Origin of the sequence: Fictibacillus nanhaiensis (assembly GCF_023715445.1) — a bacterium.
GTDB classification, from domain to species: domain Bacteria; phylum Bacillota; class Bacilli; order Bacillales; family Fictibacillaceae; genus Fictibacillus; species Fictibacillus nanhaiensis_D.
Window position 1 is genome coordinate 42,940 of sequence record NZ_JAMBOD010000004.1, and the last position, 24,158, is coordinate 67,097.

27 protein-coding genes and 1 pseudogene are annotated in these 24,158 nt (G+C 40.1%); 12 read left to right on the top strand and 16 right to left on the bottom strand.

The window, feature by feature from the left end; translation table 11 throughout:
* Nucleotides 1-25: 25 nt before the first annotated feature.
* From M3196_RS12390 to M3196_RS12415, 6 genes are all read left to right on the top strand, one after another.
* Nucleotides 26-1,027 (top strand): FecCD family ABC transporter permease, encoded by a 1,002-nt coding sequence (locus M3196_RS12390; RefSeq protein ID WP_425311003.1) that lies wholly within the window; start codon nt 26-28, stop codon nt 1,025-1,027.
* Entirely contained in the window at nt 1,024-2,067 is a 1,044-nt protein-coding gene (locus M3196_RS12395) for a FecCD family ABC transporter permease (protein WP_251322626.1), read from the top strand. The genes M3196_RS12390 and M3196_RS12395 overlap by 4 nt, the downstream gene beginning before the upstream one ends.
* Before the next feature lie 16 nt (nt 2,068-2,083).
* Nucleotides 2,084-2,902 carry an ABC transporter ATP-binding protein gene (locus M3196_RS12400; protein ID WP_251322627.1) on the top strand — a complete coding sequence of 273 codons (819 nt, stop codon included), beginning with the start codon at nt 2,084-2,086 and terminating at the stop codon, nt 2,900-2,902.
* Nucleotides 2,877-3,635 carry an IucA/IucC family C-terminal-domain containing protein gene (locus M3196_RS12405; protein WP_251322628.1) on the top strand — a complete coding sequence of 253 codons (759 nt, stop codon included), beginning with the start codon at nt 2,877-2,879 and terminating at the stop codon, nt 3,633-3,635. The genes M3196_RS12400 and M3196_RS12405 overlap by 26 nt, the downstream gene beginning before the upstream one ends.
* 88 nt (nt 3,636-3,723) lie before the next feature.
* Nucleotides 3,724-4,008 carry a hypothetical protein gene (locus tag M3196_RS12410; protein ID WP_251322629.1) on the top strand — a complete coding sequence of 95 codons (285 nt, stop codon included), beginning with the start codon at nt 3,724-3,726 and terminating at the stop codon, nt 4,006-4,008.
* Nucleotides 4,009-4,023: 15 nt separating this feature from the next.
* A complete protein-coding gene (locus tag M3196_RS12415) occupies nt 4,024-4,749 on the top strand; it encodes a hypothetical protein (RefSeq protein ID WP_251322631.1) in 726 nt (241 codons plus the stop codon).
* Between the two features lie 43 nt (nt 4,750-4,792).
* Here the strand turns inward: M3196_RS12415 and M3196_RS12420 are convergent, their stop codons facing one another.
* From M3196_RS12420 to M3196_RS12430, 3 genes and pseudogenes are all read right to left on the bottom strand, one after another.
* Complete coding sequence (locus M3196_RS12420; protein ID WP_251322632.1) at nt 4,793-5,158, bottom strand: cupredoxin domain-containing protein; 366 nt, start codon at nt 5,156-5,158, stop codon at nt 4,793-4,795.
* Between the two features lie 113 nt (nt 5,159-5,271).
* A pseudogene (locus M3196_RS12425) lies at nt 5,272-5,589 on the bottom strand (redoxin domain-containing protein); the annotation flags it as partial.
* Nucleotides 5,590-5,604: 15 nt separating this feature from the next.
* Entirely contained in the window at nt 5,605-5,787 is a 183-nt protein-coding gene (locus M3196_RS12430; protein ID WP_251322634.1) for a hypothetical protein, read from the bottom strand.
* Nucleotides 5,788-5,922: 135 nt separating this feature from the next.
* Between M3196_RS12430 and M3196_RS12435 the strand changes: the two genes are divergently transcribed.
* A complete protein-coding gene (locus M3196_RS12435) occupies nt 5,923-6,630 on the top strand; it encodes a thermonuclease family protein (protein WP_251322635.1) in 708 nt (235 codons plus the stop codon).
* Nucleotides 6,631-6,687: 57 nt separating this feature from the next.
* On the opposite strand, the gene M3196_RS22110 is transcribed toward M3196_RS12435, so the two are convergent.
* The 6 genes from M3196_RS22110 to M3196_RS12460 all read right to left on the bottom strand — a co-directional run bounded on the left by M3196_RS22110 (nt 6,688) and on the right by M3196_RS12460 (nt 9,369).
* On the bottom strand, nt 6,688-6,969 hold the full coding sequence (locus tag M3196_RS22110; RefSeq protein WP_338082946.1) for a HesB-like (seleno)protein: 282 nt from the start codon (nt 6,967-6,969) through the stop codon (nt 6,688-6,690).
* Nucleotides 6,970-7,245: 276 nt separating this feature from the next.
* Entirely contained in the window at nt 7,246-7,440 is a 195-nt protein-coding gene (locus M3196_RS12440) for a hypothetical protein (protein WP_251322636.1), read from the bottom strand.
* Between the two features lie 120 nt (nt 7,441-7,560).
* A complete protein-coding gene (locus M3196_RS12445; RefSeq protein ID WP_130296008.1) occupies nt 7,561-8,145 on the bottom strand; it encodes a DedA family protein in 585 nt (194 codons plus the stop codon).
* A gap of 21 nt (nt 8,146-8,166) precedes the next feature.
* Nucleotides 8,167-8,514 carry a fluoride efflux transporter FluC gene (locus M3196_RS12450; RefSeq protein WP_251322637.1) on the bottom strand — a complete coding sequence of 116 codons (348 nt, stop codon included), beginning with the start codon at nt 8,512-8,514 and terminating at the stop codon, nt 8,167-8,169.
* Nucleotides 8,511-8,900: a fluoride efflux transporter CrcB gene (gene crcB / locus M3196_RS12455; RefSeq protein ID WP_251322638.1), complete on the bottom strand. Its 390-nt coding sequence runs from the start codon at nt 8,898-8,900 to the stop codon at nt 8,511-8,513. Before crcB ends, M3196_RS12450 begins: the two co-directional genes overlap by 4 nt.
* 46 nt (nt 8,901-8,946) lie before the next feature.
* Entirely contained in the window at nt 8,947-9,369 is a 423-nt protein-coding gene (locus tag M3196_RS12460; protein WP_251322639.1) for a CBS domain-containing protein, read from the bottom strand.
* Between the two features lie 235 nt (nt 9,370-9,604).
* On the opposite strand from M3196_RS12460, the gene M3196_RS12465 reads away from it, so the two are divergent.
* On the top strand, nt 9,605-10,594 hold the full coding sequence (locus M3196_RS12465; RefSeq protein ID WP_251322640.1) for a metal ABC transporter solute-binding protein, Zn/Mn family: 990 nt from the start codon (nt 9,605-9,607) through the stop codon (nt 10,592-10,594).
* Between the two features lie 36 nt (nt 10,595-10,630).
* Here M3196_RS12465 and M3196_RS12470 read toward each other — a convergent pair whose 3' ends face one another.
* The 3 genes from M3196_RS12470 to M3196_RS12480 all read right to left on the bottom strand — a co-directional run bounded on the left by M3196_RS12470 (nt 10,631) and on the right by M3196_RS12480 (nt 14,920).
* Nucleotides 10,631-12,439, bottom strand: a complete 1,809-nt coding sequence (locus M3196_RS12470) for an ABC transporter ATP-binding protein (RefSeq protein WP_251322641.1) — start codon at nt 12,437-12,439, stop codon at nt 10,631-10,633.
* Nucleotides 12,440-12,442: 3 nt separating this feature from the next.
* Nucleotides 12,443-14,206 (bottom strand): ABC transporter ATP-binding protein, encoded by a 1,764-nt coding sequence (locus M3196_RS12475; protein ID WP_251322642.1) that lies wholly within the window; start codon nt 14,204-14,206, stop codon nt 12,443-12,445.
* Nucleotides 14,207-14,389: 183 nt separating this feature from the next.
* Nucleotides 14,390-14,920 carry a copper resistance CopC family protein gene (locus tag M3196_RS12480; protein ID WP_251322643.1) on the bottom strand — a complete coding sequence of 177 codons (531 nt, stop codon included), beginning with the start codon at nt 14,918-14,920 and terminating at the stop codon, nt 14,390-14,392.
* A gap of 221 nt (nt 14,921-15,141) precedes the next feature.
* On the opposite strand from M3196_RS12480, the gene M3196_RS12485 reads away from it, so the two are divergent.
* Nucleotides 15,142-15,228, top strand: coding sequence for a YjcZ family sporulation protein (locus M3196_RS12485; RefSeq protein ID WP_077361959.1), 87 nt, complete (start codon nt 15,142-15,144; stop codon nt 15,226-15,228).
* Nucleotides 15,229-15,292: 64 nt separating this feature from the next.
* On the opposite strand, the gene M3196_RS12490 is transcribed toward M3196_RS12485, so the two are convergent.
* Nucleotides 15,293-17,383, bottom strand: a complete 2,091-nt coding sequence (locus M3196_RS12490) for a peptidoglycan D,D-transpeptidase FtsI family protein (protein ID WP_251322644.1) — start codon at nt 17,381-17,383, stop codon at nt 15,293-15,295.
* 444 nt (nt 17,384-17,827) lie between these two features.
* Between M3196_RS12490 and M3196_RS12495 the strand changes: the two genes are divergently transcribed.
* The 3 genes from M3196_RS12495 to M3196_RS12505 are packed head-to-tail and all read left to right on the top strand — an operon-like array spanning nt 17,828 to nt 20,391.
* Nucleotides 17,828-18,607: an ABC transporter permease gene (locus M3196_RS12495; RefSeq protein WP_251322645.1), complete on the top strand. Its 780-nt coding sequence runs from the start codon at nt 17,828-17,830 to the stop codon at nt 18,605-18,607.
* 3 nt (nt 18,608-18,610) lie between these two features.
* Nucleotides 18,611-19,396: an ABC transporter permease gene (locus M3196_RS12500; RefSeq protein WP_251322646.1), complete on the top strand. Its 786-nt coding sequence runs from the start codon at nt 18,611-18,613 to the stop codon at nt 19,394-19,396.
* Nucleotides 19,397-19,422: 26 nt separating this feature from the next.
* Nucleotides 19,423-20,391, top strand: a complete 969-nt coding sequence (locus tag M3196_RS12505) for an ABC transporter ATP-binding protein (protein ID WP_251322647.1) — start codon at nt 19,423-19,425, stop codon at nt 20,389-20,391.
* Between the two features lie 158 nt (nt 20,392-20,549).
* Here M3196_RS12505 and M3196_RS12510 read toward each other — a convergent pair whose 3' ends face one another.
* From M3196_RS12510 to M3196_RS12520, 3 genes are all read right to left on the bottom strand, one after another.
* Nucleotides 20,550-21,407, bottom strand: coding sequence for a patatin-like phospholipase family protein (locus tag M3196_RS12510; RefSeq protein ID WP_276531355.1), 858 nt, complete (start codon nt 21,405-21,407; stop codon nt 20,550-20,552).
* A gap of 136 nt (nt 21,408-21,543) precedes the next feature.
* The gene (locus tag M3196_RS12515; RefSeq protein WP_251322648.1) at nt 21,544-23,163 is read right to left on the bottom strand and encodes an SH3 domain-containing protein; all 1,620 of its coding nucleotides are present in this window, start codon (nt 23,161-23,163) and stop codon (nt 21,544-21,546) included.
* A 200-nt stretch (nt 23,164-23,363) separates the two neighbouring features.
* The gene (locus tag M3196_RS12520) at nt 23,364-24,140 is read right to left on the bottom strand and encodes a Cof-type HAD-IIB family hydrolase (protein ID WP_251322649.1); all 777 of its coding nucleotides are present in this window, start codon (nt 24,138-24,140) and stop codon (nt 23,364-23,366) included.
* Between the last annotated feature and the right edge of the window lie 18 nt (nt 24,141-24,158).

Here is a 24,158-nt window from a genome sequence, read left to right on the forward strand (position 1 = left end):
ATTAAAAGAGGACACAATGAACGGAATACTTTATGGAAAGAAAAGAAAAACAGCCGCGCTGATAATAGGTGTAATTTTCGCTTTCATTGTAATGGTATTAAGTGTTGTACTTGGTTACACGGACACTACATTATCCATGGCGATTGAAGCTTACACCGATTTTAACGGCTCGAATGAGCATTTAATTATTCAGCTTTCTCGTGTACCTCGTGCACTTGTGGGAATGGCTGTCGGAATCAGCTTAGGGATTGCAGGCGTGCTTATGCAGGCGCTTACCCGAAATCCTATCGCATCACCAGATATATTTGGCGTAAATGCTGGTGCAGGATTTTTTATCGTTTTTGGTGTTACCTTTTTAGGAATCACATCCATTCAGCAGTTCATGTGGATCGGATTTCTAGGAGCTGCAGTTGCATCAGGATTGGCATATGCTCTCGGTTCAGCTGGTAAAGGCGGTTTAACACCTGTGAAGTTAACACTCGCCGGTGCTGTAATGGCCGCACTTTTCGCTTCTCTTACACAAGGGATGCTAGTTACAAACGAAAAAGCCCTTGATGAAGTGTTATTTTGGCTAGCAGGTTCTGTTGAAGGCAGAAAACTTTCCATGCTAGCAGCAGTAATGCCTGCACTTTTCATCGCATGGGTTGTATCACTGCTGCTCTCGCGTCAGTTAAATGCATTCGCATTGGGTGAAGATGTGGCAGTAAGTTTAGGTCAAAAAACAGTGATCTTTAAATTTGCAGCAGCGCTTATGGTAGTACTGCTCGCAGGAGGTTCAGTCGCAATTGCCGGACCGATCAGCTTTATTGGAATCGTAGTTCCGCATTTCGCTAGATACCTAGTCGGCAATGATCATCGATGGATTGTACCTTTTTCAGCACTTACTGGCGGAGTCATGCTGGTAATGGCAGACATTGGTGCACGTTATATCATCATGCCAGAGGAAGCACCAGTCGGAGTGGTCACCGCTCTGCTTGGTACACCATTCTTTATTTACATCGTTCGTAAAGGAATATTTCAAAAATGAGAAAGTATTGGGTAATCCAGCGTAAGTCATTTTCATATTTAATAGATAAAAAAACAACATATGCGATTTTAGTTCTAGCTTTAGTTTCTCTTATTTCAATGCTGGTCAGTATCGGTGTAGGCGATCTGTATATTGCCCCTTGGGATGTGTTCTCGGCCTTAATGGGAACAGGTATTGAGATGAATCAGCTGATCATAACAGAATTTAGGCTCCCGAGAGTGCTTGTTGCTTTTATCGCAGGTGCATCGCTTGCTTTATCAGGAGCCATTCTGCAAGGTGTTATCCGAAATCCTCTCGCTTCACCTGATATGATTGGAATTACGGGTGGTGCCGGGTTTGCTGCAGTAGCTTTTTTAACGATGTTCAGTGATGACAGCAATAATTTATTAGTAAGCATCAACTATATGCCTTTGTTTGCTTTTATTGGCGCAACTGCTGTAGCTTTCTTAATCTACGGTCTAGCATGGAAAGATGGCGTAACACCTATCAGGCTTATTCTGATCGGGATTGGTCTCATGTCACTTTTTCAGGCACTGACAACATTAATGATGCTGATGGGACCGATTTACCGGGCAAGTCAGGCAACTGTATGGCTGACAGGAACTGTTTACGGAACCTCATGGAATGAAGTTAAGGCGATGCTGCCCTGGTTTTTCGGAATGCTGCCTATCCTGATACTCCTCGTAAGACGCTTGAACATTCAAGGGTTTGGTGATGACCTCACGATGGGAGCCGGAATTTCGGTACACCGTGAGCGCTTTATGCTTTTGATGGTATGTACCGCCTTAGCAGGATCAGCAGTTGCCTTTGCAGGTGCTATGGGGTTTGTCGGATTAATCGGACCGCATATCGCAAGAAGAATCACGGGCTCATCTTTTGGAGGTCTGTTCCCTGCTTCAGCATTGATCGGCGGCATTATGGTAGTGTTGGCAGATTTAGCAGGCAGGACACTTTTCTCGCCTTTGGAAGTGCCGGCTGGTGTGTTTACAGCAGCAATCGGTGCCCCTTATTTCATCTATCTTTTATTTAAAAACCAATAACAGGAGTGGATTTCAGATGGCTATATTAACAACATCAAACCTTACGTTAGCTTATGGAAAAGAACCGATCATTGATGGATTAAACCTTCAGATCCCAAAGGGAAAAATCACTGTCTTTATCGGAAGCAACGGATGCGGTAAATCCACCCTGTTACGGTCCATGGCACGCCTTTTAAGTCCAAAGTCAGGAAATGTATTGTTAAACGGAAAAGACATTGCAAAACGTTCTACAAAACAGGTTGCAAAAGAACTTGCCATCCTTCCACAAGGACCTGTTGCTCCTGAAGGATTGACTGTTCTTCAGCTTGTAAAACAAGGACGATTCCCTTATCAGTCATGGCTGCATCAATGGTCTCCTGAAGATGAAAGAGAAGTCATGAATGCCTTAAAAGCAACGAATCTGCTCCCTTTCATGGAAACACCAGTTGATTCTCTTTCTGGAGGACAGCGTCAGCGAGCATGGATTGCTATGACACTTGCCCAAGGAACGGAAACGATCTTGCTTGATGAACCTACAACATATTTAGATATGACTCACCAAGTCGAAATTCTTGATTTACTATTCGAGTTAAACGAAAAGGAAAAGCGCACAATAGTGATGGTGCTTCATGATTTAAATCTGGCTTGCCGATATGCTCACCACATCGTTGCAGTTCAGGATAAATCAGTTTATGCACAAGGTGCACCAGAAGAAATTATGACGGAACAACTAGTAGAAGCTGTCTTTCAAATGTCCAGCACAGTCATTCCGGATCCAGTATTCGGGACACCAATGTGTATCCCATATGGAAAGGGGCGGGTGGTCCGGCATGTCAATACTCCTCAGTACGCCTAAGTCAAACGGCTGGACGGCAGATGAAAAAAAACATATCAGTTCAAACTACCGCTTCTCTTTTCAGGCACCACTCGAAAACGAAGCAGTTATCTCTGCAGAGCAGCTGCTGGATGAAGAGTTTCTGCTTAACTTTTTAGATCAAACAGGACCGCGCATTGGTTCGAAACAGCGTCCTGTTACGGCTTCGCTCTTCTTTAAACGTTATGCATTCTGCAGCTTAACATCGTGCCTGTTTGGCATGACGATATTAAATAAATCGTTTGATATGAGTATCAAGAATGTGTATTTAATCGATCATAACTCTGACAGCATGTGGCTGCCATCATTTACACTAAAAGATGCTTCTGCAAGACTGTCTTTTGAATCAAGGGAAGATTGGCGCTCAACCGTGCTGGAAACTCTTTTTAAAGAAAATATTTCAGTGATGCTTAATCATGTGGCTAAAACAGCACGTATTTCAAAAGCAACGCTATGGGAAAATGCATGGATCTACATACGCTGGATTTACGAAACATGGCTGAGTGAAGACCATTCAGCTGAAGTAAAACAGCGCATTCAAGAGGATTATTCGTTCTTTATGGATGCTGCAGCTTACCATTTTGGAGTAACAAAAAATCCATTTCACCGGTTTTTAGCACCTATAGGATGCGGACCGACAAAAATCCGTAAAACATGCTGCTTATATTACAAAACAGAAAACGGTACATGCTGCTCTACATGTCCAAAACGCTAAAACCGAGGTGAAAGAACCCCGGTTTTTTGTTTTTTCTTAGACGATTCCGGGTACTTTAGTAAAGAAAGAAGATTGGAGGCGTTTGATCATGATGTGGTTATTATTATTTTTAGGTGTCTGCGCTGGCGTGGCTGTTTACTTTTTGATCCCAGGATTTAAAGCCATTAAGGAATCTATGACTACGGTTCAAAAAATGAAAAGCACGGGAGACAGCATTACGGCAAGAATGAACGATGTGAAAACACAGCAGCAGCTTCTTCAGGAAAAGAAAGATTACTTGCGTTATGACCTTTATCAAAAGAAAAATAGCTTTCTTGCAGTTAAAGAGGGTTTTGCAAGCTGGAAAGATACGATTCACAAAATTAAAAACTAGAGGAAAGTGACGTTATTGCGAATTCATACATTTGTTCTGGCAGCAATTGATACACCAGAAAATTCATCTCTTGAAACAATAAACAAAGAACAGCTTCCAGATTATGAGTTTAACAAAAAAGATTTATTTACAGCCTTTTCCCTTCCTCATGGTGAAAGGCTTTTTAAAGATCAGAACGACCAATGGTATGCAGCGGCACATTTTGTTAAGGATTCCTTCCACAACGTAAAATATGGCAGACAAACCTTTCGTCCGCCTTATAAAGAGATCCCATCAGAGGAACTTTCATTTGTGGAGATTCTGGAGAAAAACAATTGGGTTCCCGCGAATGCACAATACGATAAGGCATTGTGCCATGTAATCGCGGAGGTAGACAACTTAGAGGAGCTTTCATTAGAAATGCAGTCCCGCTTAGCCCATGCAGATGGAGAAGATGACCCTCAGCTTGCGCACTCTTTGCACTACATAGAGTCAAAGCTTAACGGGAAAAGGTCTCGATTCATTTCCGGCTGGGAATCTCACTCTTTTGCAACAATTACAGAAAGCCGTAATTTTACGGACGATATACTCCTCCCTGTTTCTTCATGGCTGTATTTACTTTATTACTCTCATTTTTTAAAAACGGACGGCACTATTCCCTCAGATCAGATGATGCCAAGACTGCTGGGAAATTTATGGGCATCGACAATGAAGGGTATACCATACAACAGAGAACTAATAAGGATTGAGCTGCTGCCTTAAGCTCAAAAAGCCCTCCAACACCTTAAGTCGGAGGGCTTAGTTTTTATTCAACTACAAGCTTAGATACCATATCTGCGTGACCATTCCCGCATGGAATGCTGCAGCGAATTGTATATTCTCCTGGTTTAAGGTTTACAACGTCAGATGATCCACCTGAAATGTTTACGTCTTCTCCTTCAATCATAAGAGCATGGTTTCCATCAACGTTTTCTAGTTTTAGAGCAACGTCTTTGTTAGCTGGGATTTTATATTCTTTTTTATCAAATTCAAAGTTTTTCGCTTCAATGGTTACCGTTTCTTCTGCATTTTTAGCACTTTCTTCTTTCTTCTCTTTTCCTCCGCCGCAAGCTGCCAGAATTCCGATTGCAAGCATTGCGATTGCTGCAAGCCATAACGATTTTTTTAACATATGAATTGCCTCCTTGAAACTTTCTAAATTTAGTATAACTCTATTTTATTCTGCCGAGTATGGATAATCTGTGACAGTTGTCACAAAGAAAAAAGCCAGTGAAAATCACCTGGCTATTTCTCCATCTTCTTATATTCTTCATGAATCTCTTTTGCCGTTTGGTCAATTTGCTCTCCCCAATGATCGTTAACCTTTGTAAAAATTACTTTTCCATTCTTATCGACTAAGGCATAACCGCGTTTCGCTACACCTTCACCCTTCATATCCAGATGGTCGATCAGTTTAAATTCCGGATCGGACAAGAATGGGAACGGCGGCTGCATCTCTTGATGAAGCGCTGATAAATGTTCCACCGTATCAGAACTTACCGCATACATATTAACGTCCATGTCATCAAATTTTTTAACATTCTCTTTCAGCTGAACCAGCTGAGCTTGGCAGAGTCCTCAGCCAGCAGTCGTAAATAAAAAGATTAATGACGGCTTGTCTGAAGGGAAAACGGAAACGGGCTCACCACTCTGGTTTTCAAGCTTTGCTTCTTTTAAATTTGAATCATTCCCGCAGCCTGCTGCTGCAAGCGTTAAGATTACTGCAAAACAGAGTGCCAGTATTTTATGCAGCTTTTTCATGGTAATCTCCTTTCTATGAATACCGCCACTTTTTCTATACAATGTGATATTCTATAATCTCTTCTATCTATTTTTTATTATAATAGATACGTGTTGAGCATATACAATAAATTGACTTATTTAAGGATGATACATATGAAAAACAACATGAACATCTGGATGCTTCTCTTTTCTGCATTCCTATTTCTAGGAGGCTGCAGTGATTTTCAATCGACAGGCAAAAATAGAATTCCGGTTTATGTAGAAGATGTTATTGATGGCGACACAATTAAGGTTCGAGTAGATGGAAAAAGCGAAACGGTCCGTTTTTTGCTAGTGGACACACCAGAGAGCGTTCATCCCAATAAACCCGTGCAGCCATTCAGTAAAGAAGCAAGCAGCCATACAAAAGCAATGCTGAACGGTTCAGACGTTGAACTGGAACTTGGAATCGGCGAACGGGATAAATACGGAAGACTCTTGGCATATGTGTATGCGGACGGTGAAAGTGTACAGAAATCTTTATTAAAAAATGGGCTGGCACGTGTGGCTTATGTGTTTGAACCAAACACAAAGTATGTTGAGGATTTTGAAAAAATACAAAAACAAGCCCAAAAAGAAGGCATCGGTATTTGGAGCTTGGAAAACTACACGCAAGAAGATGGTTATATTTCTGATGATACAGTTACTGAAAAAGAAGATGCTGCCGATACAAAATGCACCATTAAGGGAAACATTAACTCTTCTGGCGAAAAAATTTATCATGTGGAAAGCGGAAGATATTATAAGATTACTAAGCCCGAAGAATGGTTTTGCAGCGAGCAAGAGGCGATCGATGCCGGTTTCAGAAAATCACAGCAATAAAAACAAATATGAAAAAACCGCTGGGTGACAGGTATACCTGTCTCAGCGGTTTTTGTTTTAGCAGCATTCTTCTTGTCCGACCATGATTAAGCCAGAACCATGCTTTGAATCTTCAAAATCAAGCTTCAATGCTGATGTCTGATCTTTGATTCTTTGGTCAAAAGCAACCCGAATCCCGTTGATTTCTTCAATAATATCTGAGTTTTCCGGCTCATCCAGAGCCAGGCCAAGCTTTGGTCCGCCTCAGCCCATACCCGCAAAATAAACTCGGATTCCGTTTGCGTTGTTCATTTCAAGCACTTCTTCGATATACTTTTTTGCGCTTAAAGTAATTTCCACAACCATCACCTCTTCATGTGTAGTATATCGTATTTTTGCCTAAATCGTGAAAGAAATGCTTGTCCAGTGATGAAAGTGTATAGGATTTAAAAGGAAAAAGCCGCTTTCCTTGAAAGGTTGATAAGGGCAAGCGGCTTTTGGTTTTCGTTAGTAAGTTTTATTTCCCGAATCTCATTTATGGATCTTCGTGAAGATTTCTGGTCCTTCAACACATGTAATAAGCCTAAAGCCAATATGTCCTTCCCAGAAAAACAAAATCAGTTAAAATGTAATTGTCTAGGAACTGTCCCCCTTGCGGAGCTGCTTCACCACCTGCTCGATATCGCCGTTGTCGAAACCGCATATTCTCATCGCTTCGGAGACTTTTGCCGTCAGATCTGCGTTTTCATTATGTGCTTTTATCCGCTGCAAAAGTTCATTCACTTTCGCAGCATTATAGGTTTCATGATAATTTTTTATGAATGCTTCCATACACCTTCCCTCCTCATCATCATTTTTCACAGTAAGGATATATATGTCTGGGACAATTTTTTTTAGAATTTGTCCATGGAAAACAAATAAAGGCCCGCTTAAACGAGCGGGCTTTCTGCATTATTTCTTTTTCACTTTATAAAGGATAAACAGGAAGATGATGACCACTGCTGCTATCATGATTCCTCTTGTATAAGGGGCAGCAATTGTTTTAATATCTTCCCAGTTGCTTCCTAGTCTGCTTCCTAACTCGATAAAAAAGATGGACCAAGGAATAACTGCGAGTGTCGTAAATAGCGTAAACTTTGCAAATGACATTTTCGCGATACCTGCGGGAATGCTGATCGCATGCCGTACAACGGGAATGAAGCGTGCAAAGAAAATCACGCCTGTTCCATATTTATTAAACCATTTTTCAGACAGGTCGATTTGTTTTTTAGAAATTAAGATGTATTTCCCGTACTTTTCCAAGAATGGGCGTCCGCCATAGTACCCCATCCAATATAAAAACAACTGTGCCAGCGTTCCGCCGATTGTTCCTGCGATAACGGCCAATGCGAAATTCAAATGGCCTTTGGCAACCATATAACCACCGTACGACAAGACAAGTTCACTCGGAATAACTTCAATCATCAATCCTAGTGCAATACCTAAATGACCTAAACTCATAATCCATTCTAGCAGTGAAATAACTAATTCTTTCATTGTTTCTCCTTAACCTCAAAATTATATTTTTACTGCTGCAATAAAGCCTGTCCATGCGGCTATTAATCCTAATATATATGTCAGCATCAAATAAAGAAGAACTTTTCTCCTGTTATCCTTATAAAGAGATACTACTTCAAACTGAAGTGTTGAAAATGTCGTAAGTGCACCCAGGAAACCTGTCGTATATAGTGAATCTAGTATTTCCCGTCCTTCATGAAACACATACCAGCCTAACAGAAAAGACCCTGCAACATTTACAAAGATCGTTCCCCAAGGAAATTCGCCATTAAATCGCTGGCTCACTAGGTATCTCAATAAGGCTCCCAATGCTCCGCCTGCAGCAATAGCAATTGTCATTCGGATCATTGTTCAGCACCTTCTTGATTCAAAAGTACGGAACCGGTTTTCATCCCAAAAATAATTGCCACAATTCCAGCAGCCGCACTGATGAAAAAGTATTGTGCCGCAATGGATACCATGCCCTTATCCATTAATAATACAATCTCGGCATTAAATGTTGAAAAAGTAGTAAAGGAGCCTAAAAAACCGGTTTGAATACCTGCTACCCATGTTTTATTTCTCACCTTTTTGGAACCATGTACAACAAACCAGCCAAGAAGAAAACTTCCGATCAGGTTTATTGTTAATGTTGGAAACGGAAATTGTGCCTCAGGGTTAAAAAGCAGAATTCCAATCCAGAAGCGCAAAATTGCTCCAACCATGCCTCCAATAGCAATTGCTGCAATTTTCACCCGATAAAATTCCTCCTGTATGAACAAAAAGATTAAGACACATGCCTTAATCTTTTGTCACTTCTTTTTTCCAAATTAAATTTGCACAATACTTGATGATATCTCTTCGTCTAATAATACCGATAAAATGTCCGTCGTCATCGGTAACTGGTATAAAGTTTTGATCAGTAGACAAAGTAATAAGGTCTTCCATATTAGAGTTGATCGATACCGATATGTTATTTACACGCTGTGGTACGTCCGTTAACTTTGTCTTTAAAACTTCATCATACCCTTTTTCAAAAGCTTCCCTGAGCTTCCATAGAAGATCTCCTTCCGTTAATGTTCCAATATAACGGCCTTCTTCAGAAACGAGCGGCACAGAAGTATACTTGTGATAAGATAACTTTTCCAATGCCTGCCTCATTGTTGCTTCAGGGTTTAAATACTTCACTTCATCTTTCGGCAACAAATAAAAAGCAATATTCATGTTGGTACGCGCTCTCCTTTTTAAGCATGATTCACGCTTATTTAAACGCTTTTTCTAACACCTACTCCATTATAACAAAAAGGAACTTGGTCTGCTTTATTTAATCGTTGTCTTCATTTGAATTCTCCTATAAACGCTTGCCAGCCATATACATCGACCTTCTAAAAATAATATTTTGCAAATCGTAATGATTCCGTTTATAATAAAAAAGGATTGTGAAAGGAGAGAAAAACCGATGAGAAGACTTGGCTTGTTAAGCATGATCTTACTTTTGATCATTTCAGCAGCTTGCGGAAACAAAAGTGCTGATAAAAAAGATGGAACATTAAATATATATACAACCATGTATCCTTTAGAATATTTTACAGAAAGAATTGGTGGAAAACACGTAGAAGTATCGTCCATTATACCTCATGGTGCAGATGCGCATACGTATGAGCCATCAACCAAAAAGATGGTTGAAATTACAGAGGGTGACGCATTTGTTTACAACAAACTCGAATCTGATGAATTCTCCTCTTCTGTTGCAGATACATTAAAAGAAGAAGACGTACCGATTGTTGATGCTGCCAAGGGTGTTGAGCTTGCACATATGGAAGAGCATGAAGATGAAGGAACACACGAGGAGCATGAAGGTGAGGAGTCCCACGAAGATCACGAAGGAGAAGAATCCCACGAAAATGAGGAACATCATGAGCACGGTTCGCTTGATCCTCACATCTGGCTCGATCCTGTACTTGCCCAGCAGATGGCTGATAACATCTACAACGGGTTGGTAAAAATCAAACCAGATGCCAAAGATGATTTCAAAAAGAATCACGAGGCTTTGATCAAAGATTTAAAAGAGCTGGATTCCGCTTTTAAAAACTCAGTAGAAAATGCACCAAAAGATGCATTCATCGTATCTCATGCGGCATACGGATATTGGGCTGAGCGATATGGCTTAGAACAAATAGCAATCAGCGGGCTTTCACCGTCTCATGAACCAAGTCAGCACCAGATTGAAAACATTATTAAAAATGCTAAAAAAGAAAAAATCAGCTACATTCTTTTTGAAGAAAACGTAAATAACAAAGTAGCTGCTATGATTAATAAAGAAGTCGGTGCGAAAACCATGACCCTTCATAACCTGGAAACACTGACAAAAGAAGATATTAATAATAATCGTGATTACCTTTCAATCATGAAGGAAAACATTGAAACACTATCTAAAGCCCTTCAATAAAAGTTAAACGCCCGGGAACATTTCCCAGGCGTTTTTTTATATCGCATCAAGCATTTTAAATTGTGAAACCACAAGATGATAGTAAACACCTTCAGATTCCATCAGTTCGTTGTGATTGCCTTGTTCAATGATTTCACCGTGATCCAGAACGACGATGTTATCTGCTTCCCTGACCGTGGAAAGTCTGTGGGCAATGATGATTGCCGTTCTTCCATTCAGCAAGGTCTTAAGAGCAGTTTGGATCTTTTGCTCGGATTCTGTATCAATACTTGCTGTTGCTTCATCTAAAATTAAAATATCCGGATCAGCAAGTAATGCGCGAGCAAAGGAAAGCAGCTGCCTTTCACCTACCGAAAGCACATTTCCGCGTTCTTCAACCTCTGTTTCATATCCATCAGAAAGCTTCTCGATGAAGGCATGGGCACCAACTGCTTTTGATGCTTTTTTTACTTCTTCATCGGTTGCATCAGGTCTTCCGAACCGGATATTCTCCATGATCATTCCGGAGAAGATAAAGGTATCCTGAAGGACTACACTTACTTTTTCACGAAGACTTCCTAAATTAACGTCTTTTAAATTCACACCGTCAATCAAAACTTCACCAGAAGTCGGGTCATAGAATCTGCTTACCAGGTTAGCGATTGTCGTTTTTCCTGAGCCTGTATGGCCGACCAATGCAACAGTTTGACCTGCTCCTATCGTGAGGTCAATTCCTTTTAACGCTTTTCGTTTATCATCATATGAAAATTCGACGTTTTTAAATTCAATTTCCCCTTTTATACGTGTAAATACATAAGCATCATTCTTTTCATGCACGTTAGGTTTTTCGTCCAGAAATTCAAAGATCCTTTCTGATGATGCCATACCAACTAACAGCTGGTTATACACTTGCCCTAAACGGGAGATGGGTTCCCAGAACATACCCAGATAAAAGGCGAAGGTTACAAAAACCCCGATCTCCAATGCTTCACCTTGGATCAGGTATGAACCGAACCATAATAAAATCGCGGTTCCAATTGCATTTGACATCTCTACAAAAGGACGGAACAAGGCATTCTGCTGTGTTGCCGTCTTCCAACTGTCATACGTTTCTGTATTTACACCGTTAAAAAAGTTCATGTTCTCTTTTTCTTGTGTATAAGATTTCGTAACCCTGATCCCCTGAATGCTTTCGTTTAGATGGGAGTTTAGCTTTGCCTGCTTTATGCGGACAACCTGCCAGGAGCGTCTTATCTTTTTTCTTAAACTTGTTGAAATAAAGAACATTAACGGCAAGATGACCATAATTGCCAGCGTAAGCTCGGGGCTGTACACAAACATGATCACAATGATTCCAAACAGCAAGATGACATCCATCAGGACGTTGATTACTCCATTTGTGAACAAGTCTTGCAAAGAGTTAACATCATTGATAATCCGCACAAGTATTGACCCTGCCGAACGCTGATCAAAAAAGCGGTGTGAAAGACGCTGTATATGTTTAAAAAGATGCTGACGGATATCATAGATTACATATTGCCCTAGATAATTCATCCATATGATCCGAAGTGTATTAGCTCCCCAAGAAAGAAGATAAAGCCCTGAAATTGCAGCGATTAAGGTAATAAGAAGTGAAGTATCCTTATTTTTTATCGCGTGATCGAACGTTAGGACACCAATGAATACAGGAACAGCCAGTCTGACCGCTGTTGTGATGATCATAGCCAAGATAGCTTTTGGAAGAAGATTTTTGCTGTACGGCTTCATGTATCCAAACAGCCGGATGATCTGACTCCAGTTAAACGGCTTATCGATAACCTGCTCAGATGAATAACGGAAACGGGCTGATTTCTTTGTCTTATTCACTTCCTACACCCCCTGCCCGTTATTTTGAAATACTTTGTTTCTGTCTTGATATTGGATGTCATAAATGCGGCGATAGTTTCCTGATTCCTTCTGGATAAGTTCTTCATGGGTTCCCCGTTCAAAAACTTTTCCTTCATCAAGGACTAAGATTTCATCCGCATGTTTTAAAGAAGAGATACGGTGAGCGATAATAAAGGTGGTTCGATCATCCATCACTTCTTTTAAGGCACGCTGAATCTTAAACTCTGTTTCCATATCCACGGCACTTGTTGCATCATCTAAAATCAGGATGGCTGGGTCGATTAATAAGGCTCTTGCGATAGAGATTCTTTGCTTTTGACCGCCTGAAAGACCAAGTCCTCTCTCTCCTAAAACCGTATCGTACCCATCAGGAAGTTCCATAATGAAGTCGTGAGCCTGCGCTCGTTTTGCTGCGTCAACGATGTCATCCATATCCGCATAAGGATTTCCATATGAAATGTTGTCCCTAATTGTCGACGAAAACAAGAAAGACTCCTGAAGAACAGTTCCGATATTTTTTCTAAGCGTTCTAAGCGAGTATTTTTCCAGCGGTTTTCCGTCAATTAAAATTCTTCCGGACTCCGGGCTGTAAAATCTTGATAGAAGCTGTGTGATGGATGTTTTTCCAGATCCCGTCGCTCCGATCAACCCTATCGTATGACCTTGTTTAACGGTAAAAGAAATGTCTTTTAATGCATCCTTTTTCTCATTTTTATACCGATGAGTCACATTTTCAAATGTTACTTCTCCGTCCAAGTGGACCAAATCCATTTCACGGTCTTCACCTTCCATTTCAAGCGGTTCATCCAATATTTCAAGAAGACGCTCTCCAGAAGCTTTGGATTGGGAGAAGGTATTCATGACAAATCCCAGATTCATGATAGGACCCATGATGTACCAGACAAGGCTGAAGAATGCAACCAGCTCACCTGCTGTAAGATCACCTTTTATTACAAGATAACCTCCGTATGCGAGCAATAGTACGACTGAAAGATTACCGATCAGCTCCATTACCGGAAAATATCTAGCCCAAATGTGGGATGTGTTCAAAAACTGAGATTTATAGTCTTCGTTCGACGTATCGAACTTGCCAATCTCAAAATCTTCTCTTGATAAGGATTTTACTGTATTGATCCCACTGATGTTTTCCTGAACCTTTGTGTTTAGGTTAGCCATAGATTTCCGTATTCCCCTGAATGCAGGGTGAACTTCTTTATCAAACTTATAAACAACGATTACGAGGAAAGGCATCATACAGAGAGTGATGATTGCGAGCGGGACGGAATAGAAGAACATAACAGAAAGACTGAATGCTATGATTAGAACAAAGTTGATGAGCTGAGAAAAGCCGAAAGAAAGAAAAAAACGAAATCCTTCTACATCTGCTGTTAAGCGGGACATAAGATCTCCCGTTTTGGCATTGTCATAATAGCTGAATGGTAAAAATTGAAGTTTCTCATATAGAGATTCCCTGAGCTGGAAAACAGAACTTATACCGAACAAATCTCCAAAGTATTGATGACAATAAGTAGCTGCTCCTTTTATCCCCATGAGCATGATAAAACCGATTGCTACATACGGAACAAATGAATATTCCCCTTTAATTATTATTTCATCGATGGTAAATTGCAGGACCATCGGGTACACAACCGTTATGGCTGATACGAGAATTAAAGTCAGGATCGACCAGTAAAAGTATTTTTTATAAGGCCAATAGAAGTCTTTTAATCTTTTAAATGTATCCAAATCTTCACCTTCCCCCTTCTAAAAAAATAAAAGACAATATACATCATATAACAGAATAGTTAGAAAAAACTATATTTTTGCTCCACTTTTCAAAAAAACTGTTCGTATGAATTATAAACTTGGTTAACCAATACACTTTCCTATAGTACTAAAAAAAGCCCCGATATATTCGAGGCTTTTGTCTTAGCTTTTTTTTCTGAAAACAAAAAACGATACAATAGCAATAACAATTACAAGTCCTATCGTTAGCGGCGGAAAGTAGCTGGGATTGCTTGGCTGCTCTTTTTTATCTTGTTCAGGCAGTGTCTGTTCTGTTTGATCCTGATTTTCATCTGGTTGATCTTTTGGCTGTGCCTGCTCTGGCCGGTCTACCGAAAACGTGTAATTCCGTTCGATAACATGTCCGTCAGCACCAATGATTTTGTACTCAACCGTATAGTTTCCATTATCAAGCTGATTGTTCATTTTCCCTGTCATTTGATTATCTTCAATACTGATTTGAAGAGGGATCTCTTCTTTTTCATTTTTTAATTTCATAGTACTTAACGATTCGATCCGTGTTGAAAACGTTAAAACCACAGCTTCAAGATCTGTTGTAACTTTCTCCCCTTCTGCAGGTGTTGCTGACTCAAGATCTGAGTGAGCAAATACGAATGAAGGCAGATTCAAAACAAATACAAATAATAAAAGTAAGGATAAGACCTTTTTTTTCATAATCTGGCTCCCTATTGCAATATTTTCTTTCTACTTACATTTAAACAAAGAAAGAATACCCTCTCAAGTATACAGTCTTTACAAATCTTTGACACTTTACAGGACAAACAAACATTTTATGCCTATTTTACTTTAATCTCCGCAAGTGCCTGCTTCGAAAATGAAAACAGGCATAGGATATATGGAATTAACAATTGCAAGAATTAAAGGAGGAAAAATCGATGGGTTTTGCTCATGGTAATTCATTTGCATTGGTAGTAGTTTTGTTTATTCTATTGATTATTGTAGGGGCAGCTTGCTTCTGCTAATAAGAAATAGCACTCATGGAAAAGCCGGCTCTGTTCGGCTTTTTTGTAATAAAAAAACTCAGCATCATTGTGCTGAGTTTTCCGTTTCTTCTTTTTCTTTATCTAAGTTTGCTGTAACGGTTGCCGCGTTTTCACCGTATTCTTTCTTAAGATCCCAATACGCTTCTAACGCACGCTGGCCGATGAATTTATTGATGCGTTGATTTCCGTTTCGAGGTGTACCTTCAGGAACAACTACTGCGAATGCAATTTCAGGGTTTTCGAATGGCGCGTAGCCTACCAGCGTTAAGTTATGCTTTTCTGTTAACTGCCCAGTCTGAGGATGCTTGATAATACGCTGAGCAGTTCCAGTCTTACCTGCAGGGTTATGATATTTTTCAACGTCATCAAAATACCCTTTTGCCGTTCCGCCTGGAGCATGCATAACTTGCCAGAATCCTTGCTGAACACGTTTAATATACTTTTCATCAACATCAATTTTGTTTAGTATGACTGGTTCAAAACGTTTTAGTAATTTTCCTTCTTTGTCTTCAGATGTCGCTGGTTCACGAATTTCTTTTACGAGCTGCGGTTTTACACGATAACCGCCATTTGCGATGGTTGATACATATTGTACGAGCTGCATCGTCGTATACGTGTCAAACTGACCGATACCTAAGTCAAAAAGGGTACCCATTTCACCTTCAGGCGGTTTTCCCTCATAACCTGTTGCTTCATTCGGAAAGTCTATTCCCGTTTTTACACCTAAACCAAACTGGTTGTACATATAGCGTGCTTCTGCATACGTTTCAGTATAATGCTCAGGTCCGATCATACGATCCATAATATTGAACATATATACGTTGGAAGACATTCTCAAAGCATCTAAATCCGTGATTGAACCCATGTTTTTCCATGAAGATTTGTTCATCCCATATTTTGTATAAGTTGTATCGTAAATTCGTTCTCCCATACTAACAAGACCTTTTTGCAGTCCTGATAACACAGTAGCTCCCTTAACGGTTGATCCCATTTCATAGGAGTTGAACAGCGCACCGTATTCATCATTAATGAACTTGCCATTCTCGTATTTTTTTCCAGCAATACCTTTTACTTCACCAGTTTTCGGATTGATCATCACGATATAAGCAGACTTCAGCAGTTCATTTCCTGGGAGCGGTTTAGCTTTTAAGATCTCTTCTTCTAAAATGCGCTCTAATCGGAATTGAAGTTCCATATCCAAAGTAAGAACAATGTCTTTTCCGCGTTGACCAGCTATTGATTTCGGTTCACCAATCGTTTGCCCTGTTTTCGGGTTTGTTAAATAAACAGACTTTTCTTTTGTTCCTCGAAGTACTTGTTCATACTGAACCTCTAGACCACTGACTCCTACCTGGTCGCTACGATCATAGCCTCTGCTGATGAAATATTCCATTCGCGTCTTTGGAATCTGTTTTACAGCTCCAAAAATAGCTGATTGTCCAAAAGGATAGATACGCTGTGAGTCAGCCATGATATCGATACCTGGCAAGTCGCCAAGATTTTCAGAGATAATGGATACTTCTTCATTCGTTAATTTTGTTTTGATGCGTTGAGCAGAATAGGCATAGCCTGAATCCATTGCCCGTTTATATGCAAGAATTTTAATATCTTCACTAGAGAGATTTTTGATTTCTTCTTCGGTGATTTTATCAACAAGCGCTTTATATTGTTCCTTGTCGCTCAGTTTCTTTTCTTTCTTGCTTAAGCGTTCTTCCATTAGTTCTTTTAAACCATTCTTTGCGATAAAATAATCTTTTTTATCTCTTTCTGTAATCTTTTTCTCCTGCTCTTCTGTTACACCGAGCTTGTTTGCCAGCCATTCCGCGATCCGCATCGTATCTTCGGCTTTTGTGTCTACCGTCTTTGTATACGTTAGAGAGAAAAATGGTTCGTTGCCGACAACTTCACGGAAGTTGCTGTCGAGCAGCTTACCGCGCGGTGCTTCTTTTCTAGCAATAACTTCTTCTACTGCCTCGGACTCCAATCGTTTCTCTTCCCCGTTCACGATTTGGAGTACGCCTAGCCTTAAAATAAGGATGGAAAACAGAAAAAACACGATTAAAAACAAGACATTTAAACGAAAGGGTACTTGCGTTTTTTTCTTCTTTCTTTCCGGATCCGCTTTCGTTACCATCATTCCGCTCCTTTTGGAAATTTTCCCGTTAATTTTACAATTATATTACAAAAGCATCTATGTATAGATTACTAGAAGTTGACCCGAATTCCAAGATATTCATTCAAAAAAACCTTATCTTTTTTTGATAAGGTTTTGATTTGCCTTATTCAGCTGAAATCACAAGTTTTTCAGTCGGTATCGGCTATCCAAAATAATAGCCCTGCGCAAGCTGGACGGCATTGTGAACAAGACATAAAATTACCTCCAAAAAAAGAATTGCAAACTTTTGTAAAATTTGCTATTTTATAATTCTGCGCTTTAAAGAAAACTTTTTAGCTAACTTATCTTCAGCACATTAGTTGCACTTTACTTCAGACCTAGACTTGGCAACTACATTGACTACCAACTCGCAACAAATTATTTAAATGAAGGGTAAAATTACAACTACAAAAAGGGGGACTTATGGTTTATTGGATTCTTTTACAAAAAAGCTTTATGCGTAATTTGCAGTATAAGGTTGCCCACCTCATCAACAATGCGGCTAGTGCGATCTTCGGTTTTGTTTTCATAGCCATTTGGGCTGGTGTACTGCAAGGAAAAGAACAGAACAGTCCCTATGATGTGATGGACATGACGTATTACATAGCTGCTGCACAATGTATACTTTGGGTTTCCGGTTTTTTAACAGCTGGACTAAACATCCAAAACGGCGTCCGAAACGGAGCCATATCATTAGAACTTGTCAGACCTACAAACTTTTTTCTGTATGTTACCTCACAAGAAGCCGGCAGGCTTGTTTATAACTTCTTCTTTCGTTCGGTTCCAATTGGACTCGTGTTTGCGATAACTGTTGGTTTTTATGTACCTCAAAACGTATTAAGTTATCTTTTCATATGTATATCCATTCTTCTCGCTATTATTATATCTGTGAATTTACACTATCTGGTAGGAATTAGCGCTTGCTGGACCACTGAAGTCGCATGGGCACATTTTGTAAACTTCACCTTATTGGCTGGACTTGGAGGACAAATGGTACCCATTGATTTCCTTCCAGCACCCTTGTCTGTTTTGACACAATACTTGCCTTTTGCGGGAGCCATCTATTATCCCGTTATGGTGTTCCTTGAAAAAGCTTCACACGATGTTATATGGATTCAGCTTTTTTGGGCGATTGCATTGACTCTGTTGAATCTATGGATAACCGAAAGAGCACGCCAAAAGCTAGAGATTCAAGGAGGGTAACTTATGAATCTTTATTTAAAATTGTTATCAGGCAGCTTGCGGTCACGTATGCAGTACAAGATGAACTTTCTTGTTTCCTCCCTTTCATATGGATTAATCATGGCCGTAGATTTTGTCCTGCTCGCTGCGATCTTACAGCGCTTTGATGATGTGAAAGGATGGAACCTCTATGAAGTGGGATTGCTGTACGGTATTTCCTCTGTTGCGATCACGCTATACAGAGTATTTGGAGTAGAGATTCATAACTTTGAACGATACATGGTAGAAGGAGAGTTTGATAGTCTTCTCATTCGTCCGGTCTCTCCGCTTTCATTGCTTTTAACCAAGAACCTTGACCTGTCACGGATTGGAGGAACCGCTCAAGGAGTCATCATTCTAGTTATCTCTATTATCGGACTCAGGCTAGATAGTTTTGATAGGCTTCTATTACTGCTATACTTGCCTGTTTCTATTGCATCCGGTACAGTAATCTGCTTTTCACTTGGACTGCTGACAGCAACGCTCGCTTTTTGGACACAGAGGATTAAAGATTTTCAGACATTCACGCTTTATGCACCGTTTAATGCAGCGAACTATCCGATGAACATCTATCCCGGATGGTTAAAGATCATCTTTTTCACCGTCATTCCAGTCGGGTTTATGAACTATACGCCTGTCCTATTTATATTAGATAAAGGCGGCAGCATCTGGAATCTGGCATTACCGCCAGCCGTTGCACTTGCATTTTTGTTTTTTGCTTTACGTTTCTGGCAGTTCGGAATTCGTCACTACCACAGTACAGGCAGTTAAGTTCAGGCTGTTAAGGAGGAAGACATATGATAGTTGCAGATCAGTTAAATAAGCATTTTAAAATCTATGAAACGAAAAAGGGATTCATTGGTTCTTTTACTTCTCTTGTATCAACCAAACATCATGTAGTAAAAGCCGTAAACGACATATCCTTTAACATTCGAGAAGGAGAATTTGTCGGCTATATCGGTCCGAATGGTGCCGGGAAGTCAACCACGATTAAGATGCTGTCTGGAATTCTCCATCCCACAGGAGGAAATATTGAGGTAGCAGGCCTTAGTCCTCAAAAAAGAAGAAAAGAAGTCGCAAGAAAGATCGGCATCGTTTTCGGTCAGCGGACACAGCTATGGTGGGATCTCCCACTGCGTGATTCATTTGATATTTTAAAAGAAATGTACAAAGTGCCTGATGCAAAATATCAGCAGTTCTTGAAGTTGTACGATGATTTGCTTCAAATCGGAAAGTTCATGAACACACCTGTACGAAAACTCTCCCTCGGACAGCGTATGCGCGGAGATCTTGCTGCAGCTATGATTCATGACCCTGATGTCTTGTTTTTAGATGAACCGACAATCGGTCTTGATGTAAATGCAAAAACAAGCATTCGATCTTTCCTGAAAGAACTCAACACTAAGGAAAAGAAAACCATTCTTCTAACGACACATGACATGGATGACATCGAACAGCTTTGCAGCCGAGTAATTGTGATCAATCACGGTCAGATCGTTCTTGATGGAACACTTGAAGAATTAAGGCGTAATATCGGCTTGCCGAGTGTGATGGAAGTGCAATACCGGGAGAGGCCGAAGAATGTGACAGCAAAATTAAACGGTATTGAAAAGATGAGGTGGGACCATGATAAGCTTGTGCTCATGTATGATCGTTCCGTTCTTTCTTCACCTTCACTACTGCAAGAGGTAACAAAGTGGGGCGAACCGGTAGATATTCAGATGAAAGAACCGGATATTGAAGAAGTGATCCAAAAGATATATTAAGCACATGTAAAAAGCTGGCTGAAAAGGTCTATAATAGACCCGCACGCCAGCTTTTCTATATAATCTGTCGACTTTTAAAGTTTTTCTGTCGACTTTTTCATTTTAATCTGTCTACTTTTTAAATTAATCTGGCCATTATCACAATTAATCTGTCCAAACTAATTTTGCAGCCAGTTTCTCAAGCTTTCCATTTGATCCGCTGCATCTTTTCTTCCTTGCTCGTATAATAGTCCAAGTCTCTTGGGATCTCGTTCTACTCTCTTAACCTTCATTTTTTCTAAAGGACGCAATACGAAAAGATTGCCTTTTTTCTCTTCTTCTTCAATATAATCAAGTGTTGCGTTATATTTTTGGTAACGTCCTCTTAAACTTTCATCCAAACCAGTGTATTCAGGATAAAACCGTTTCGTCACCCATGTCATTTTAGGCTTTTTCTTTCGATACCCTTCATTCTGTGTAAGAACGACAACCCCTTTTTTGATTCCGTCTGTCATTGCTTTATGAACGGGGATAGGGTCAGAAATTCCGCCATCCATCAAATGTTTTCCATCGATCTCAACTACAGGTGCTATGAACGGAATGGAAGAAGATGCTCTCAGTACCTTGGAGATATCCATCTTGTCATAATCTTCTCTGTTAAGGTAAACGGGTTCGCCTGTTCTGCAGTCTGTCACAACCACTACAAATCTTTCCTTAGATTTTTTAAACGCATCATAATCAAAAGGAACAAGACGGTTCGGGAGCTCCTCGAAAATGAAATCCATACCGAACAAACCTTTTTTCTTAAATAGCCAATTTTTATAAGATATATATTCAGGATGGGAACTGTACTCAAGATTTACTGTCCGATTTCTTCCATGCTGTCTGGCAATATAAGATACAGCGTTGCAAGCACCGGCGGAAGCTCCAATCACATATGGAAAATAAAGATCGTTTTCCATGAATACATCAAGAACACCTGCTGTATAAACACCACGCATTCCTCCACCCTCAAGAATCAATCCGGAGTTTTCCAAAACCCTGCACCACCTATTGTTAACTTACTTTATTATTTATGACTTTAATTATAGAAAAAATACGGGTTAAAAATCCAGTGAAAAAATTTATTTAAAAAAACCGCCTCCTTCAGAGCAGGAAGCGGATCAAATACATTTATTTAAAATATTTAGCGAGACCGTTCGTTATGCCTGAAGCAGCCTTTGACTGAAAGGAATCACTTCTAACTGTCATCTCATCAAACGGATTGGACAAGAACCCTAACTCTACCAATACCGCCGGCTGCTTATTTTCGCGCAACACGTGGAAGTTTCCAAATCTGACATTCCCGCCCGAAAGACCAGTACCTGCCTGTAGAAGGCCTGAATGAACAGAGTCTGCAAGTTTGATGTCTTTTTGACCGTAATAGAAAGTTAAAAGGCCAGAAGCTCTTGTATCCAGTGCGGAATTGTAATGAAGACTGATAAAAGCATCTGCGAAATGGTAATGACTGATCTCAACACGTTTATTAAGTGAAATATAATTGCTGTCACTGCGTGTAAGAATTACCACAGCACCTGTTTTACTCAGCTCTGTTGCTAAGAGTCTTGCACTCATGAGTGTCAGTTCTGATTCATGTGTTCCATGAGCTTTTCCTAGAGCACCTGGATCATGCCCGCCATGACCTGGATCAATGACAATACGTTTTCCTTTAAGACCGGCTGTTGATGGTTTAGGAGCTGTGGTGCCAGAATTATTATTAGATGATGACTGTGTCTGCTGAATGGCAACAAGCCAGCCTGCAATCCATGCAGTGTTTCCGTTAGGCAGTTTCAGCTGTACCCAATCATTTTTTGATTGAATATAAGCATACTCATCTCCTTGATTGGCTTTTCCTACTATGAGATAAGCCGTTGATGGACCTTGGCGAATGTTCACTCCGTCTGTCATCACCACTACTTTTTTCAGTATAGAAGCAGGAGGTGCTGAAGGCGGTTTTGTTTCAGGCTTAGGTGCCTGTGTAACGGGTGAATTTCCACTTTGAATCGAAATATAATTTGAAGATGCCCAGCCTTTTTTTCCATCTGAAGTTTGGACGGATGACCATCCGTTTGATTCAGATAGGATTTGAACAGCTGTCCCGTACTTTAATGAACCAATGATAGGTGCATTCAGGTTCCCAGAAGACCGGAAGTTCAAATAAGTAGCTGTTACAGTTCCCCATTTTCCATTTTTATTATTGCTGTTTCCTTGACCAGTTGGTGCTGGTTTCTCAGTAACAGGAGCTTTGGACGTTTGCTCAAGAAGATAAGCGCTGCTTACCCACCCCGCTATTACTCCATATGTAATCGATGACCATTTACCATCTTGCTTTTGAATGGTTACAATCGTGCCATTCTTCAATGACCCAACAACATTATGCTGAATACCTGGTCCTTTTCTAACATTTAGTGACGTGGCTGTTACCTTTGCTTTTTTAGAAGCGGCTTCTTGATTTTTCGGTGGCTGATCTGAAGGTGAAGAACCACTCATTTTTAGAAATTCTGCGCTCACCCAAGCTTTGCTCCCATTATAAGAAATGTTTGCCCAACCACTTTCCGTTTTCAGAACAGTGACTGTATCACCATTTTTCAGCGAACCAATTTTTTTGGCAGAAAGAGTTGGCTCTGATCTTACATTTAAGCTTGTAGCATTTACAGTGGCTTTACTTTCAGCTGATGCTGGAATGACGTGAACCATAGACAGTATGAGGATGGTACACAAAATTAAGTTTACAAGTTTACCCTTAGCATTCACCCGTTTCAACTCCTGTTTGACGTCTTTTCTTTGCTGTAAGCCTTATATCGTCACTGCTGCACCATTCATAAAGCCTTTTTTCGCTAAATCCATTTAAATACCTTCAACAAATTTACCAAATATTTTATCTTTTTCTATTTATTTCCCTATAAAAAGACCACAGAAAAACCCTTGCCGTTCGGCAAAGGTTTATACATTCTTTATATGAGCCCAAAATGTTTAAGTCCGTGATAGATTCCATCCTCATCCACTGATTTTGTTACATAATCAGCAGCTTCTTTCGCTTCTCTCATTCCGTTCCCCATTGCTATTCCGGTACCTGCAGTGGTCAGCATCTCGATATCGTTTAACGCATCCCCAAAAGCGAACACATTTTCAGGCTTCATGTTCATTTGTTTGATAAAAGCTTCAATACCTTTTGCCTTTGAACCGCCTGTTGGAAGAATATCAAGTGCATCGTCATGCCAGCGGATGAAATCAAATGTACCTTTATAACCTTCACGATACGCTTTTTCGTGCTGCTGTTGACAGAATAAAAGAACTTGATAAACTTCATTTTCTTTATAAAAGCCCGGTTGATAAAGCGGATAACTAGGCATCAGGTTATACGTACAGTTTTTAATGATTTCGTGATCATCTGCATTGCATGTTGCTTTCTGATGGTCAAGATAAACGAGCGGATGACCGGCTTTTTCTGCATCTTTTTCAATTTTGGTGATATATTCTGCTGATAATGGTGTCTTATGAATCACTTCATCTTTAAAAACAACATAGGAACCGTTAAAACTTACGAAAGAATCCACAGCAAGCTCCTCGCGAATCGGTTCAAACATGAATGGACCGCGGCCGGTAGCAATGGCCACATGTACACCATTTTTCTTAAGCTGGTTAATGCTATCTTTCGTACTTTCCGGAATCTTTTTTTCATGATTTACAAGCGTACCGTCTATATCAAAAAATACAATTTTATCATTCACTTCGCATCTACTCCTGTT

What these genes read in the sequence shown, in the direction of transcription:
- M3196_RS12395 (WP_251322626.1), top strand. Translation starts at nt 1,024, where the DNA reads ATGAGAAAGTATTGGGTAATCCAGCGTAAGTCATTTTCATATTTAATA.
- M3196_RS12500 (WP_251322646.1), top strand. Translation starts at nt 18,611, where the DNA reads ATGAATCTTTATTTAAAATTGTTATCAGGCAGCTTGCGGTCACGTATG.
- M3196_RS12440 (WP_251322636.1), bottom strand. Translation starts at nt 7,440, where the DNA reads ATGGAAGCATTCATAAAAAATTATCATGAAACCTATAATGCTGCGAAA.
- M3196_RS12480 (WP_251322643.1), bottom strand. Translation starts at nt 14,920, where the DNA reads ATGAAAAAAAAGGTCTTATCCTTACTTTTATTATTTGTATTTGTTTTG.
- M3196_RS12460 (WP_251322639.1), bottom strand. Translation starts at nt 9,369, where the DNA reads ATGAATATTGCTTTTTATTTGTTGCCGAAAGATGAAGTGAAGTATTTA.
- M3196_RS12485 (WP_077361959.1), top strand. Translation starts at nt 15,142, where the DNA reads ATGGGTTTTGCTCATGGTAATTCATTTGCATTGGTAGTAGTTTTGTTT.
- M3196_RS12450 (WP_251322637.1), bottom strand. Translation starts at nt 8,514, where the DNA reads ATGATCCGAATGACAATTGCTATTGCTGCAGGCGGAGCATTGGGAGCC.
- M3196_RS12430 (WP_251322634.1), bottom strand. Translation starts at nt 5,787, where the DNA reads ATGAAAAAGCTGCATAAAATACTGGCACTCTGTTTTGCAGTAATCTTA.
- M3196_RS12420 (WP_251322632.1), bottom strand. Translation starts at nt 5,158, where the DNA reads ATGTTAAAAAAATCGTTATGGCTTGCAGCAATCGCAATGCTTGCAATC.
- M3196_RS12400 (WP_251322627.1), top strand. Translation starts at nt 2,084, where the DNA reads ATGGCTATATTAACAACATCAAACCTTACGTTAGCTTATGGAAAAGAA.
- M3196_RS12435 (WP_251322635.1), top strand. Translation starts at nt 5,923, where the DNA reads ATGAAAAACAACATGAACATCTGGATGCTTCTCTTTTCTGCATTCCTA.
- M3196_RS12405 (WP_251322628.1), top strand. Translation starts at nt 2,877, where the DNA reads ATGTCAATACTCCTCAGTACGCCTAAGTCAAACGGCTGGACGGCAGAT.
- M3196_RS12465 (WP_251322640.1), top strand. Translation starts at nt 9,605, where the DNA reads ATGAGAAGACTTGGCTTGTTAAGCATGATCTTACTTTTGATCATTTCA.
- M3196_RS12495 (WP_251322645.1), top strand. Translation starts at nt 17,828, where the DNA reads ATGGTTTATTGGATTCTTTTACAAAAAAGCTTTATGCGTAATTTGCAG.
- M3196_RS12490 (WP_251322644.1), bottom strand. Translation starts at nt 17,383, where the DNA reads ATGGTAACGAAAGCGGATCCGGAAAGAAAGAAGAAAAAAACGCAAGTA.
- M3196_RS12410 (WP_251322629.1), top strand. Translation starts at nt 3,724, where the DNA reads ATGATGTGGTTATTATTATTTTTAGGTGTCTGCGCTGGCGTGGCTGTT.
- M3196_RS12445 (WP_130296008.1), bottom strand. Translation starts at nt 8,145, where the DNA reads ATGAAAGAATTAGTTATTTCACTGCTAGAATGGATTATGAGTTTAGGT.
- M3196_RS12505 (WP_251322647.1), top strand. Translation starts at nt 19,423, where the DNA reads ATGATAGTTGCAGATCAGTTAAATAAGCATTTTAAAATCTATGAAACG.